The following is a 13,315-nucleotide window of genomic DNA, read 5'->3' on the forward strand; positions in this document are numbered from 1 at the left end:
AGGATTCTTGTTGCTTGTAGACAAGAAGGCACTTGAATGTTAGATAGTTACAAGAATGTAACCATTGCTGGAGTTCAACCAATTAGTAAAAGTTAAAAAATGGAAAACTTTCATCATATAGGTCGTTGTCCGATACGGGACGTTTTGAGTAAGTTGGGAGATAAGTGGACAATGCTTATCATGGTTACATTAAAAGCGAATGGTACAATGCGTTTTTGTGACATTCAGAAAACAATCGGTGACATTTCACAACGTATGCTTACGGTTACGCTACGTTCGTTGGAAACGGACGGCTTGATTATCAGAAAAGTGTATGCAGAAGTTCCCCCGCGTGTGGAGTATTCTCTTACGGAAACGGGATATAGCTTGATGCCGCATATCGAATCGTTGGTCGGTTGGGCATTGGAGCATATGGCAGATATTATGGAACGGCGGGGAGTACGGGAAGAAGTGGAATCATAAGAACTGTACATATTATAATATACAAGAATTCCGATTCATCACGAACCGGAATTCTTTCTTTTTCCTTTACATAGGCTTCTTTTACGGAAGTTCCTTCGTAATCTTTTGCCAATGCCAGCATGATAGCTTGTGGCAACTCTGTTGGGGTTATTGTTTCTAACACTTATCATAGGACAAAGAGGATGCCAAAGAATGATGAAATAGATTATATGATTGATTTATAATGTAATAATTGCACGCTGTTACTACTAATACAGTACGTAAAAATATGGAAAGTTGTGGAATTGAGTATCACACATGAGGAATAATTACACAGAATCTTAACGGACTTCTTATTTATTCTTTTTAAATTTGCGGTACACTTAAAATTGATATAAGTATGATTAGATTGAATGTTTTTATTCAAGTGAGTGCGGATAACCGTGCTGCTGTAATGGAAGCTGCAAAAGAATTGGTAGCTTGCTCTCTGAAAGATAATGGTTGCATTGCTTATGATATTTTTGAAAGTGCAACTCGTGAAGATGTCCTTATGATTTGCGAAACATGGAAAGATGAGGAGTCGCTGGCTGTACATGAGAAGGCTACGCATTTTGTAACATTAGTTCCCAAGATACAAAATCTTGCCTCTATGAAATTGGAGAAGCTCAGTTTCTGATAATGTTTTTGTAGACATATAATTTGAAAAAGTCAACCATTGTGTTGACTTTTTTGTTTTATTACTTATATGACAAATGGTATGAAACAAATATTTTTTATTTTTGTAATGCTAATAAGTTGCCTGTCTTGCATCGGTAAACCGGCTAAGCAGGCAGAAAGGAGAATTGATATGAATCCGGTGAAAGAGATTTATCTGGCAGGGGGATGTTTTTGGGGAACCGAACATTTTCTGAAACAAATAGAAGGGGTGGAAGTTACCCAAGTGGGGTATGCAAACGGGAATATTGCCAATCCTACTTATCAACAGGTTTGCACAGGTACTACGGACTTTGTCGAAACTGTAAAAGTACAGTATAATCCCGATAAGGTAGACTTGCCTTTCCTTATTGACCTTTATTTTAAGACGATTGATCCTACCAGTCTGAATCGTCAGGGCAATGATCGGGGTACTCAATACCGCACAGGCATCTATTATATAGATACCGCAGACCTGCCTGTTATCCGTGAAACCGTTAACCGTCTGGCGGCTAATTATACTCGTCCGTTGGAAGTGGAGATTGAGGAGTTGAAGAGTTTCTATCCGGCAGAAGATTATCATCAAGACTATTTGGGTAAAAATCCGGGTGGCTATTGCCATATTAATCCTGCATTATTTGACTTGGCACGTAAGGCGAAGATGAAAAAAAAGGTAGCGGCTTACAGTAAACCGGATGATGCGGCTTTGCGTTCGCAGCTTACTGCGGAACAGTATGCCGTTACTCAGAAAAATGCCACCGAACCGCCTTTCCGTAATGCCTATTGGGATGAACACAGTCCCGGTATTTATGTAGATATTACTACGGGTGAACCCCTGTTTGTTTCTACTGATAAGTTTGATTCCGGTTGCGGATGGCCCAGTTTTTCCAAACCGATTGACAGCAGGCTCATTCAGGAAAAAGTGGATACTACCCACGGAATGGTACGTACGGAAATTCGCAGTAAAACGGGTGATGCCCATTTAGGACATGTTTTTACAGATGGTCCTGCTGATAAGGGAGGATTACGTTATTGCATCAACAGTGCTTCATTGCGCTTTATTCCTAAAGACCGGATGTTGTCAGAAGGATACGGTGAATATTTGGAATTAGTAAAATAACAATCAATGGATATACTATTAATAAGTAATGAAGATGCTTGCCGCAGTCGTATTGCGCAAGAGTTCCTGCATGCATTTGGCAGGGGAATGAATATTTTTACGGCAGGAGTTATGGAGGGAAATGGTGTTCCCGATGCCGTATGTAATGTGATGGAACAAAATGGATATAGCATATCCCGTAAGAAGCCCTCGGGTGTTGGGATGTATACACATCGGTCATGGGATTATGTTGTCACTTTATGTAAAGAAGCTGAGGAAGAATTGAATTTTATCACTTTGATTGCCAAGCGATATGTGCATTTTAACTTTGAGAATCCCTTTGAGAATCATTCTCAAAATAGGAGTGGCCATGAAGAACAAATTGCCACCCTTTATGAAGTGATGTATAGGCAACTGTATGAATTCTATCGTGATGAATTGAGTGAACAATTGTTGCCTCGTTGTACATGCGGTGCAAATACTTATTGTCGTTGCGAGTAGAGAATTTTTATAATAGGCTGAAAAGCCAATTTGGTTATTGTGCTATTTGATGAACTTAATATTCTATTTCTCCTTCCCGTACAGGATGATGATTTTTTTCACTATAAACCTTGACATATACTTTTTCCCCTACAAGGGAATCGGGGACGGAATAATGAACATTTTTCATGCTAATAGTCGACTACTTATCCACAATGTACTCATAGACCTTAAAACAGTCCAGGTTACCGGGAAGAGGCTTCAGCAATGGCAAATCAGCCTCCAAACGTGATGATTTCTCCGCTGTTGAAAGACTGCCTTGCTCGTTGTTGACCTGCATACATATCCGGCTCAAATGCTCCTGCGCAGAACGTATATCACTGAAATGGTCCGTCAGGCAGAAAGCTTTCTTTCTGACATATTCCACGCTACGTTCCACGTGCCCTTTCTCCCATCCGATCCGTATATTACAGAAACGATACCCAAAACAATAGAAACCGGACATCTTCATCAGGGCTTCTGTAGGCTTCTTGTCACCACCGACAAAGCTCTTGACGGCTACACGCATATTGTCATAGATCATCATGGCTGAGACATCATGTATATCCCTGAAGAAGTTACGGTGGGATTCCATGAAGGCAAGCGTATTCTGATGTCTGAAAAGATAGGCGTATCTGCCATTGCTATGCCCGAAAGTAAATACGGCCAGATAAAACTTGGTCTTGATCCCGTCAATAAAAAGAAGGACTGCATCCCAGTTAAACTCGGCAATGCATCCCGGTTCATGGAACAACCGAATAAAGGCTTCGCCCTTTTTCTTCTCTTTGTATGATTCTATATTTTTTATATAACTGCATACTGTGGCATAGCTGATGGTATATCCTTGGGATAACAGAAACTGGTGGATATGCTTCTTCAACATGCGCTGTTTGCGAAGCCCCGTAGCTATCTTAACGGTATTCTTCTTCAGGTAAAATCCTATCTCATCCTTAATCTTTTGTGTGAATAGGTGAGGGCGGTGTTTGGAACTGTCATACTTGGGCTGGATGGTAAGTACTTATCCTATGGTGGCGCACTTTTCAATTAGTATCTACACATTATCCCTTCATTGAAAGAGTTTGGTATTGTATCCGGCTCTTTTCTTTTAATTTGGGTTTAATTCTTTTGTGATACTCTATATGTTTGTCCAAAGCCTTCATGATACTGAAGAAGTGGTACATCTCACCCATCAGGTGCTGTACGGTCTTATGGTATATGATAGCCTCATGGTTTATTTCTGATACTCCTTCTTTTTACTCTCCTGAATCTTGTTTCGGCTCAGTTTCATTTTGGTCCGCATGGGATTTTATAGAAGATTTTTCTTTACACATTTATTTTGTCCTGTCCCAAATTTATTGTAGCTTTGTGACTTGATGGACGACACGACAATTTATTGAACACATTTTTTGTAACATGAAAAAACTATTTGCTACCTTACTATTAGTATGTGCAACCACAGGGGTAAATGCACAAGACAGACTGTATTCCAATGAGTTTCCGCTTTCACAAGTAACCCTTCTCGAAGGACCGCTGAAGCATGCCCGCGACTTGAATATCGGGACATTGCTAAAATATGACTGCGACCGCCTGTTGGCTCCTTATCGCAAGGAGGCAGGGTTGGAGCCCAAGGCGAAGTGTTATCCCAACTGGGACGGTTTGGATGGTCATGTGGGCGGACATTATCTTACCGCCATGGCCATTAATGCGGCTACGGGCAACGACGAATGTCGTAAGCGCATGGAGTATATCATCAGCGAAATAGCCGAATGTGCCGAGGCCAACCGTAAAAAACATCCTGAATGGGGTATTGGTTATATGGGTGGAATGCCTAATAGTCAAAATATTTGGAATAACTTTAGAAACGGCGACTTCCGCGTGTATAGCGGTTCGTGGGCGCCATTCTATAATCTGCACAAGATGTACGCCGGTTTGCGTGATGCGTGGCTGTATTGTGGCAACGAGCAGGCCAAGATCCTTTTTTTGCAGTTCTGCGATTGGGCAGTTAATATCACATCGCATTTGTCGGACGAACAGATGGAACAGATGCTTGGCAATGAACATGGCGGTATGAACGAGGTACTTGCCGATGCGTATGCCATTACTCAAGAACAAAAATACCTTGACTGCGCAAAACGCTTCTCGCACAAACGGTTACTCGTTCCGATGTCTCAGCGGCAAGATTGTCTTGACAATATGCATGCCAACACTCAGGTGCCTAAAGTTATCGGCTTTGAACGTATATCAGAATTGTCGGGTAATGAAGACTATCATGTGGCAAGTTCATTCTTCTGGGACATTGTGACCGGTGAGCGTAGTCTTGCTTTCGGGGGAAACAGCCGTCGGGAGCATTTCCCTGCCAAGGATGCTTGTATGGATTTCATCAATGATATTGACGGTCCCGAGAGTTGTAACACCAATAATATGTTGAAACTTACGGAATATCTCCATCGCCGTAACCCGGAGGCAAGGTATGCAGACTACTACGAACTTGCCACATACAACCACATACTCTCTACCCAGCATCCTGAACACGGAGGTTATGTGTATTTCACCCCTGCGCGTCCTCGCCATTATCGCAACTACTCCGCCCCTAACGAGGCTATGTGGTGCTGCGTTGGTACCGGCATGGAGAATCATGGCAAGTATGGGCAATTCATCTATACCCATGCGGGCGATGCCCTCTTTGTGAATCTCTATGCAGCTTCACGACTCGACTGGAAAGAACGCGGTATCACGCTACGCCAGGAGACTGCTTTTCCTTATTCCGAAAACAGCACAATCACTATTGCAGAAGGCAAAGGTGTGTTCAGCCTCATGGTACGCTATCCGGGATGGGTACGTCCGGGAGAGTTCAAGGTTAGCGTGAACGGACAGCCCGTTGACATCATAACAGGTCCGTCATCTTACGTCAGCATCAACCGTAAATGGAAGAAAGGAGATGTGGTAAGCGTTAACTTTCCGATGCATTCATCTTTGCGCTATCTGCCCAACGAACCGCAGTACATTGCTTTCATGTATGGTCCTATCCTTCTCGGTATGAAAACCGGCACAGAGTCCATGACCTCACTCATAGCCGACGACAGCCGCTTCGGACAGTATGCAGGCGGTCCGAAGTTGCCCATTGACAAAGCGCCGATTCTTATAAATAATGATATTGCCGCCATTCCGTCGCAACTTACTCCTGTGCCCGGCAAACCGTTGCACTTCACACTCGGTACCCGTATGGTAAATGGAATTGAAGGGGAATTACAACCGTTTTTCGAGATTCACGATTCTCGTTATATGATGTACTGGCTCGCTCTTACCGAAGGAAGCTATAAGCAGTACATTGATAACATTGCCCAACAGGAACAGGAACGTCAGGCGCTCGAAGCAAGTACTGTTGACAAAGTACAGCCGGGTGAACAGCAACCGGAAACCGATCATAAGATGGAGACTGACGAGTCGTACACGGGTAATACAAACAATGTCTTCTATCGGGATGCTCGTAACGGACATTACTTCAGCTACCTCATGCAAACCGACGGTCTGACCGACCTTAAACTGCGACTCAAGTATTGGGGCGTGGGTGAATGGAAGAGCCATGAGTTCGATATTTATATCGACGACGTGCTTCTTCGCTCTATTAATAATACAGGCAAGTATCGCATATCAGAATTCAAGTCAGAAACCTATGATATCCCGGCTACGTATCTGCAAGGTAAGAAACAAGTGCGTGTCAAGTTTGTGGCAAAACCAAATAAACAAATAGGCGAGATATATGAGGTAAGGCTCATCAAATAGTGGAATATCCTAGCTACTGTTAATAGGCACTATAAAATATTTTATAGTGCTTTTATTTTAAAGACCGGAGCTATTTTGTTGACCTGTTTATCAGGCATATTTATAACTAAGCCCTTCTCCGTACGTGTAAATGAAACTTTACCATATCCCAATAATTCCACTCTTCTAATCTTATCAGGGAACAGTTTACTCTTGCTGGATAATGATTTGATAAGTATTTGATTTTCTGCCGGCCAAGCCAAAACCGTAGCAAATAGGTCTTTTTTAGTTTGGGTGAAACGGATTTCTTGTGCTGTAGCCTTGCTATACGCTCCTTCATTGAAGCCTTGTGCATTAATCTTAATATCAGCTTCAGCTATTGGTCCTTCACCAAATATTTTCCATGGTCGTGTGTCAAAGATAGCTTCTTTATTAATATTCATCCAATTGCCGAATTCATTTAATATCTTTTCTTCCTTTTCATCAAAGGTTCCATCTGCTCTCAACGGAACGCTGAGCAACAAGTTACCATTCTTACTTACAATGTCAACTAACAGTTTCACAATATCAGCTGCTGATTTATATCGGCTATTCTCATAAATGGATGTATTGTAATGCCACCCTCCAATACATGAGCAAGACTGCCATGGTTGCTCCATAATCTTATTGGGAGCTCCACGCTCTACATCCCAAACCATGGCCTTACGCTGATTCTCATCCAATATTTTGCTTAACATGACTGCCTCCAATTTCCCTTTGTGAGTAGCAATATTATGATTATAAAAATGAGCGGCAATCTTTAATCCTGCATCACTGATGGGATAAAACGGAGCTACCGTCACATCAAAATAAATGAGATCAGGATTATAGCGGTTGATAGCATCTACTGTGCGATCATAAAAATTAGTACAGTATTCTTGTGTTGGCAAACAAGCCCCGTTTCCCCAAGCCCACTGGCTATGAATCATGCCATTCGCCCAACTGCCTTTACTCATCGGATGGTTTTGTGCATATAAATCCTGAGGATCATATCCTTCCCACCACTTGCCTTTACCGTCTGCCTTAGTCAATGTACCATCATAAGGAATGCCCGCTTTAGGGCCGTTCCTGTCATAGCGTTGAGAGGGCTCATACCAAGTCCAAGCATGATCGGCGTGAAAACTGATTCCAAACGGTAACTCGTACTTGCGCGCAGCTTTCTCCCATTCCGCTAAAATATCACGTTTCGGGCCCATATTTTTTGAATTCCATGGTTGGTATTTACTATCCCACAAATCAAAATTATCGTGATGGTTACCCAAAGCAAAGAAATACTGCGCACCTATCTTTTTATAGAATTCTACCAATTTATCCGGATTCCATTTCTCTGCCTTAAATAAAGGTATGATATCTTTAAAGCCAACCTCCGAGGGATGTCCGTAATGCTCTACATGATATTTATACTCCGCTGTTCCTTCCAGATACATAGAACGTGCCATCCAGTCGCCCGAACCTTCCACACACTGTGGCCCCCAATGTGCCCAAATTCCGAATTTTGCATTTCTAAACCATTCGGGGACTTGATAATTCTGTAGTGAGTTCCATGTAGGTTGAAATTTACCTTTCATCATGGGCTCATTTTTCTCCGATACCGGTACTTGATAGTCTTGAGCGGGCAATGTCCCTATCGAAAATACTAAGAAAGCTACTAAGAAGACTTTGGTTTTCATAGATATAAATATTATTTTTTATTATAATCAATATAATATTAAAAATTTAATTAACATATTGGTTGATTCATGCAGCACACGCTGCTAAATTACATAATTCTTTGACAAGTTTAGCATTTTTGATAGGCTTTATTATGCTAGCTACTGTTAATATAACTCATTGTATATATGTTTTTTAATTAATTATTTAACGAATTGTTTATTTAATATTAGTTATATGTGAATCCGTAGTTGTTTTTTGATTCGCATTATTAATAGTATTTTTTTTCATGGTAAGTATCTTAATTAAAGGTCTCTTTCTAAGATATCAGTATAAATAAAACATCCGTTCCATAAGTTTCCACTTTTCAGCGGAACTTGCACCGGGATTACACACTTGGAAAACAGCCATATATTCTTCCCATTCAGCTTGGCGCGGAAGTGTTGCCAAGTGTTGCATGGCGGTGTCCCAATCAAAATCCAACGGAGTTTCTACAATCATGAATAGCCGGTTGCCGAGGATGTATATCTCCATTTCCAAGATGCCGACTTTCCGGATGCCCTCCCGAATTTCTGCCCAATGTTCTGTTTCGCTGTGGCGTTTGCGGTATTCGGCTATCATTTCCGGATTATCTTTTAAGTCTAAAGTTTGACAATAACGTTTTACGGGCATATCATAGGAACGTACGCGATAACCTTGTTCCTTTGCTGTAATATTGTATTTCATAGTATCAAATTAATTATATAGTATTGAACTAAAAAAATCCCCTGATTTACATCTATCTTTATGAAGGAATGGCAAATCAGGGGATAAACACAAGAACTAAAATTCTACTAAAATTCGGAATACCTTTCCCGGATTTGCAGCCCATTCTTCCATAGCGTTCAAAGCTGTTTCCGGAGTTGCAATCCTGGAAATAAGTTCTTCTATCGGGCAGTTTCCCGATTTCATGTAGTTGATTACCGCACGGAAGTCTGCCGGCAATGCATTGCGCGAACCGCGTATATCAATCTCTTTCTGAACAAAATATTTAGTCTGGAAAGACACTTCGCTTTTGGCATAGCCTATACAGACAACCCGTCCGGTGAACCCGACCTCATTCACAGCCATTACGTACGTAACCGGGCTTCCGACAGCCTCTATGACAGTATCCGCACCAAATCCGTCCGTTATTTCCAACATACGTTCGTGCACATTCTCCGTTTTGGAATTAATGACATAAGCCGCTCCTACCTTTTTTGCCAATTCCAGTTTCTCATCGTCCAAATCGACTGCGATAACTTTTGCCCCTCTCAGTGCTGCACGGACAATAGCGCCGATACCAATCATACCGCAACCGATGACCATGACATATTCATTGTCGTTGATTTGTCCTCTGGACACTGCATGGAAACCTACGCTCATCGGTTCTATCAAAGCGCAATCGCGGGGCGTGATATCACCTGCCGGAATAATTTTGGTCCAAGGCAACACGGCATATTCACACATTACCCCGTTGCGTTGTACCCCTAAAGTCTCGTTATGCTCACAGGCGTTGACGCGTCCCGAACGGCAGGATGCGCATTTACCGCAATTGGTATAAGGATTCAGGGTTACGTTCATGCCTTTTTTCAATTCCGCGGGTACGTCCGGACCTGTTTCTTCGATGACTGCACCCACCTCATGTCCCGGAATAACGGGAAGTTTCACCATTGGATTGCGTCCGGCGAATGTATTCAAATCGGAACCGCAAAAACCTACATATTTTATTTTCACTAATACTTCTCCGGCACCTGCCACCGGCTTTTCTACATCAACCACCCTCATCTTGGAAGGGGCTGTAATCTGGACTGCTTTCATTTTTATTGTATAGTAATAATTAGACATTTAATCAATGACTTTGTATTTCTTCCAACCGTAGTATGCACAGAAGAGGAAGCAAAGCATAGGGATGATATAGGCTATGTGATATATATCTTCGTTTACGTGCATAAAGTAGGCTGTCAATTGGGGAAGACAGGCGTTGCCGACGATAGACATTACTAAAAAAGCGGAACCGCTTTTGGTTTGGCTGCCCAGTCCGGTCAGTGCCAGCGAGAACTGTGTGGGGTACATGATGGACATAAAGAAAGAGATGAGCAACATGGCATACAGCCCTACCGTACCTCCGAAAATGACTACCACTCCACATAACACAATATTGATTATAGCGTATACCGCCAACATATCCTGCGGACGGAATTTCATCATGAGTCCCGTTCCTATCCAACGTCCCAGCAAGAAGGCGAGCATATAAAGGCCGAAAAATGTAGTGGCCGTATCTTCTGCCAAACCGGCATATGAACAGCAATAGACAAGGAAAAGACTGTTGATGGCTGTCTGCCCGCCATTATAGAAGAACTGTGCTATAACTCCCCAGCGTAGATGCGAGTGTTTCAGTACTCCGAAGTCTATCAGCTTTTCTTTGGGTACAGCGGCATCGGGTTGCGTTTCTTCGTCACCTATCTTAGGTAATTTGGAGAATACAAATACTACGGCTATGGCAACTAATAATAAAGCGAGTACCAGATAGGGGAATTTCATGGCATCCGTTTCCACCTGTATGTATGCCTGCCAACCACCCGGATAGTCCGTTGGAAGGGTTTCTCGTGTATAATGCGTGCCGCTGAGAATCAGTTTACTTAGGAACATTGCAGAAATGAACGCTCCGAGACCGTTGAATGATTGTGCCAGATTCAGACGGCGAGGTGCTGTTTGGGGGTCTCCCAGTGCAGTTACATACGGGTTGGCGGCTGTTTCGAGGAAGCACATACCGGTAGCGATGATAAAGAAGATACACAGATAGGCCCAGTATTCTTTCAACATGGCTGCCGGAAAGAACAGCAATCCGCCGCTTGCTGCCAGAAGTAATCCGAATATGATGCCGGCCTTGTAGCTGTATTTTTTCATAAACATGGCTATCGGTATAGGGAATATGAAATAGGCCAGCCAATAGGCAGTTTCGGTGAATGATGCTTCAAACGTGTTCAGTTCGCAGGTTTTCATCAGTTGCCGAATCATGGTAGGCAATAGGTTACTGCTGATGGCCCATAAAAAGAAAAGGCTGAAAACCAGTGTAAGGGGAACAATGTATTTATTTTTTTTCATGGTATTTTTCTTGTTTATTCGGACATATTCTTGATATAAGGCAGAACGGGGAGTTGGCTGAACCCGTAAAAGTTACGGGCATTTTCCCCTAAGAAAAGGGCTTTTTCCGCTTCTGTCAGCTCAGAGGACTTCGTTATGAAGTCATAAGACATCTTGTAGGTGATGGCGGTAATCGTGCGCGGATAATCCGACCCCCACATCAGTTTCTCCATTCCTACCAAATCTGCGGCTTCACGGATAGCTTTTACCGCTCCTTTAAAAGGGTAGAATTCTTCGTTGAAGAGCCAGGTGATACCGCCCGATTCAATCATTACATTGGGATGGCGCGCCAATAGAATCTGCTGTTTCCATTCGGGCAGGGTCACCATACCGAAATGTCCTATCGCAATCTTCAAGCGGGGATACCGGTCGATAATCTCTTCCATCTCGGCAATCTGGGTACTTCCTTCCGCCAAGTCTATGGACAAGATAATATTCCGTTCTTCCATTAACCGGAACATTTGCATCATCTCTTCACAATTCAGCATCACGCGTCCTTCCTTCAGCAACAGACGATGTGCGGGAATCTTAATGGCTTTGAACCCGCTGTCTATCAGCTGTTCGGCTTGCTTTAAGTATCCGGGCTTGCGGAATTCACACATTCCGCAAACAAAGAAACGGTCGGGATAACGGGTAGTGACTTCTTTCAGGTATTCATTCTGTATGCCGTCGATGAACTCTTGCGTGATTACTGCGGCGGATACTTGTGCATAGTCCATATTCGATAGGAAAACCTCGGCACTGTTCACTCCGTCCACCATGAAAGGCGGAACCATCTGGCGTATTTCGCCCATGAATAAAGAACGTCCGTTCTCCAGTGTCCGTATAGGAAGGCCGTCTACTGTCGTGTCCTGACGCAGCCACAGGTGGGCATGTGCATCAATAATTGTGTAGTCCATAAGAAACCGGTATTAAGAATTTGCCCAGCTGACGCGTTGTTGATCTCCGATAATCGTTTTGACTTCACGTGCCAGTTCTTCGTCCATCGGAGCCTCGATAAATTCGATATTGTTCTTTACATTTTGAGGGTTGGCGGTACTGAATAAGGTAGTGGCAATGCGTGGGTTGCTGACGGAGAATTGCATGGCAAGCTTTTCTATCGGATAGTTCTTGGCCTTGCAATGCAGCATGGCTTTCCGGCAGGCGGCGGCCAACGATTCGGGAGCCGGATGCCAGGCGGGGGCTCCGCGTTCTGTCAGCAAGCCCATGGATAGTGGAGAAGCGTTGATTATACCGATTCCTTTTTCTTCAAAATAATCCAGAAAGTCTGCCAGTTTATCATCGCAAAGGCAATAATGGCAGAAGTTGAGTATGGATTCCACCGTTCCTGCAGGTGAGTGGTCGGTAACCCATTTCAGATTTTCCAACTGCAAGTCCGTGATACCGACATGCCCTACAACACCTTTTTCGCGCAGTTCCACCAGTGCCGGCAGAGTTTCGTTGACAACTTGGTTCAGATCGGCAAATTCTATGTCGTGCACATTTATCAAATCAATGAAATCTATGTTCAGCCGTTCCATGCTTTCGTATACGCTTTCCGTTGCACGTTTGGCAGAATAGTCCCAGGTATTGACTCCGTCTTTTCCGTAGCGCCCTACTTTGGTTGAGAGATAGTAACGGTCGCGCGGGATGTCTTTCAGTGCTTTCCCCAAAACGGTTTCGGCTTTGTAGTGCCCGTAGTAGGGCGATACGTCAATAAAGTTGATTCCTGATTCGATAGCGGTGAATACGGATGTGATACCTTCTTTTTCTTTGATGTTGTGGAAAACCCCTCCCAAAGAAGAAGCTCCGAAACTAAGGGAAGAAACCTTCATCCCTGTTTTTCCAATTTCATGGTATTGCATAACTTTGTGTTTTAAGATTATGCGACAAATGTATGCAGCAAATGGGTCGGGTAACTCTTACATGATTCTGAAAAAGCACGTAACGGTTTACGTAAGAAATGTT

The 13,315-nt window shown here is 43.1% G+C and carries 12 protein-coding genes; 5 read left to right on the top strand and 7 right to left on the bottom strand.

Going from position 1 to position 13,315, the window contains the following annotated elements:
* Positions 1-99: 99 nt before the first annotated feature.
* The 4 genes from DW121_RS04570 to DW121_RS04590 all read left to right on the top strand — a co-directional run bounded on the left by DW121_RS04570 (position 100) and on the right by DW121_RS04590 (position 2,734).
* Entirely contained in the window at positions 100-462 is a 363-nt protein-coding gene (locus DW121_RS04570; RefSeq protein ID WP_118323140.1) for a winged helix-turn-helix transcriptional regulator, read from the top strand.
* Positions 463-841: 379 nt separating this feature from the next.
* On the top strand, positions 842-1,117 hold the full coding sequence (locus DW121_RS04580) for a putative quinol monooxygenase (protein WP_117710743.1): 276 nt from the start codon (positions 842-844) through the stop codon (positions 1,115-1,117).
* An 81-nt stretch (positions 1,118-1,198) separates the two neighbouring features.
* Complete coding sequence (msrB, locus tag DW121_RS04585) at positions 1,199-2,254, top strand: peptide-methionine (R)-S-oxide reductase MsrB (protein WP_118323281.1); 1,056 nt, start codon at positions 1,199-1,201, stop codon at positions 2,252-2,254.
* 6 nt (positions 2,255-2,260) lie between these two features.
* Positions 2,261-2,734, top strand: coding sequence for a hypothetical protein (locus DW121_RS04590; RefSeq protein WP_118323141.1), 474 nt, complete (start codon positions 2,261-2,263; stop codon positions 2,732-2,734).
* Between the two features lie 181 nt (positions 2,735-2,915).
* On the opposite strand, the gene DW121_RS04595 is transcribed toward DW121_RS04590, so the two are convergent.
* The gene (locus DW121_RS04595; protein WP_233555770.1) at positions 2,916-3,635 is read right to left on the bottom strand and encodes a hypothetical protein; all 720 of its coding nucleotides are present in this window, start codon (positions 3,633-3,635) and stop codon (positions 2,916-2,918) included.
* Between the two features lie 530 nt (positions 3,636-4,165).
* Between DW121_RS04595 and DW121_RS04600 the strand changes: the two genes are divergently transcribed.
* On the top strand, positions 4,166-6,535 hold the full coding sequence (locus DW121_RS04600; protein WP_118323142.1) for a beta-L-arabinofuranosidase domain-containing protein: 2,370 nt from the start codon (positions 4,166-4,168) through the stop codon (positions 6,533-6,535).
* 41 nt (positions 6,536-6,576) lie between these two features.
* Here the strand turns inward: DW121_RS04600 and DW121_RS04605 are convergent, their stop codons facing one another.
* From DW121_RS04605 to DW121_RS04630, 6 genes are all read right to left on the bottom strand, one after another.
* Positions 6,577-8,223, bottom strand: coding sequence for an alpha-L-fucosidase (locus DW121_RS04605; RefSeq protein ID WP_118323143.1), 1,647 nt, complete (start codon positions 8,221-8,223; stop codon positions 6,577-6,579).
* Between the two features lie 307 nt (positions 8,224-8,530).
* The gene (locus DW121_RS04610) at positions 8,531-8,929 is read right to left on the bottom strand and encodes an L-rhamnose mutarotase (RefSeq protein WP_117710739.1); all 399 of its coding nucleotides are present in this window, start codon (positions 8,927-8,929) and stop codon (positions 8,531-8,533) included.
* Positions 8,930-9,025: 96 nt separating this feature from the next.
* Positions 9,026-10,042: a zinc-binding alcohol dehydrogenase family protein gene (locus DW121_RS04615; RefSeq protein ID WP_118323282.1), complete on the bottom strand. Its 1,017-nt coding sequence runs from the start codon at positions 10,040-10,042 to the stop codon at positions 9,026-9,028.
* Between the two features lie 27 nt (positions 10,043-10,069).
* Positions 10,070-11,329 carry an L-fucose:H+ symporter permease gene (fucP, locus tag DW121_RS04620; protein WP_118323144.1) on the bottom strand — a complete coding sequence of 420 codons (1,260 nt, stop codon included), beginning with the start codon at positions 11,327-11,329 and terminating at the stop codon, positions 10,070-10,072.
* Positions 11,330-11,343: 14 nt separating this feature from the next.
* Positions 11,344-12,267, bottom strand: coding sequence for an amidohydrolase family protein (locus DW121_RS04625; RefSeq protein WP_117710737.1), 924 nt, complete (start codon positions 12,265-12,267; stop codon positions 11,344-11,346).
* Between the two features lie 12 nt (positions 12,268-12,279).
* Entirely contained in the window at positions 12,280-13,212 is a 933-nt protein-coding gene (locus tag DW121_RS04630) for an aldo/keto reductase (RefSeq protein WP_118323145.1), read from the bottom strand.
* Between the last annotated feature and the right edge of the window lie 103 nt (positions 13,213-13,315).

The sequence above is a fragment of the Bacteroides sp. AM10-21B genome, from assembly GCF_003472565.1.
GTDB classification, from domain to species: Bacteria; Bacteroidota; Bacteroidia; order Bacteroidales; family Bacteroidaceae; genus Bacteroides; species Bacteroides propionicigenes.

Bases quoted from the DNA above. Each gene is read 5' to 3' on its own strand.
- DW121_RS04590 (WP_118323141.1), top strand. From the start codon at position 2,261: ATGGATATACTATTAATAAGTAATGAAGATGCTTGCCGCAGTCGTATT.
- DW121_RS04570 (WP_118323140.1), top strand. From the start codon at position 100: ATGGAAAACTTTCATCATATAGGTCGTTGTCCGATACGGGACGTTTTG.
- DW121_RS04615 (WP_118323282.1), bottom strand. From the start codon at position 10,042: ATGAAAGCAGTCCAGATTACAGCCCCTTCCAAGATGAGGGTGGTTGAT.
- fucP (WP_118323144.1), bottom strand. From the start codon at position 11,329: ATGAAAAAAAATAAATACATTGTTCCCCTTACACTGGTTTTCAGCCTT.
- DW121_RS04630 (WP_118323145.1), bottom strand. From the start codon at position 13,212: ATGCAATACCATGAAATTGGAAAAACAGGGATGAAGGTTTCTTCCCTT.
- DW121_RS04580 (WP_117710743.1), top strand. From the start codon at position 842: ATGATTAGATTGAATGTTTTTATTCAAGTGAGTGCGGATAACCGTGCT.
- msrB (WP_118323281.1), top strand. From the start codon at position 1,199: ATGAAACAAATATTTTTTATTTTTGTAATGCTAATAAGTTGCCTGTCT.
- DW121_RS04600 (WP_118323142.1), top strand. From the start codon at position 4,166: ATGAAAAAACTATTTGCTACCTTACTATTAGTATGTGCAACCACAGGG.
- DW121_RS04625 (WP_117710737.1), bottom strand. From the start codon at position 12,267: ATGGACTACACAATTATTGATGCACATGCCCACCTGTGGCTGCGTCAG.
- DW121_RS04610 (WP_117710739.1), bottom strand. From the start codon at position 8,929: ATGAAATACAATATTACAGCAAAGGAACAAGGTTATCGCGTACGTTCC.
- DW121_RS04605 (WP_118323143.1), bottom strand. From the start codon at position 8,223: ATGAAAACCAAAGTCTTCTTAGTAGCTTTCTTAGTATTTTCGATAGGG.
- DW121_RS04595 (WP_233555770.1), bottom strand. From the start codon at position 3,635: ATGTTGAAGAAGCATATCCACCAGTTTCTGTTATCCCAAGGATATACC.